This is a genomic window from Massilia sp. CT11-108, from assembly GCF_047302915.1.
Classification (GTDB): domain Bacteria; phylum Pseudomonadota; class Gammaproteobacteria; order Burkholderiales; family Burkholderiaceae_D; genus Telluria; species Telluria orientalis.
Window position 1 is genome coordinate 1 of the sequence record NZ_JBKYMO010001116.1, and the last position, 695, is coordinate 695.

1 pseudogene is annotated in these 695 nt (G+C 71.5%); it reads right to left on the bottom strand.

Features of this window, described 5'->3' with window-relative positions:
* Positions 1-695 (bottom strand): annotated as a pseudogene (locus tag ACEN88_RS33480) (hypothetical protein); the annotation flags it as partial.

The following is a 695-nucleotide window of genomic DNA, read 5'->3' on the forward strand; positions in this document are numbered from 1 at the left end:
AGCCAGATATTCCCTTCGCGATCCTCGAACATGACCATCGGTGCGCCGGTGACGAGGCCCGACGGCGCGCGCTCGCGGGGATCGATGCGCTGGCGCCACGTGTCGACGCGCGCCAGCGCCGCCGGACCCAGGCGGCACAGGCCGTCGCAGCCGGCATGCCACAGGTTGCCGTCGCGGTCGAAGATGGCGTCGAACGAGTACGACGTCATCCACCAGTCGCGTGGCCGCGGCGGCGTGGCGAGGCGCTCCGGCAGGCGCGTCATGCGGTCCAGGTACCACAGCCACAGGCGCCCGTCGCGGTCGGCGATGACGTTGAAGTGCTGGCCCGCGAGGCCCGTGGCGACGAACCGGTCGACGCCGGGATCGCGGTAGTACAGGGCGTTCTCGGTGTTCACCCACAGCCGGCCGGACGGGTCGCGGCGCACGCCTTCGGACGTGCCCGCGAGGCCCCAGTCCGCGCCGATCTTGCGCCAGCGCGCGCCTTCGAGCATGAACAGGCCCTTGCCGGTCGCGGCCCAGGTGCGCCCACGCTCGTCCGCCACGACGGAATACACGATGGAGGGCTCGAGGCCGTCCGCCTCGGCATAATGGCGCAGGCGGCCGCCGCGATACACCGACAGGCCGTTGAAGCGGTACCCGATCCACAGCGACCCGTCGGGAAACGCGCGCACCGTCGCGATCACGTTCGACAGCAG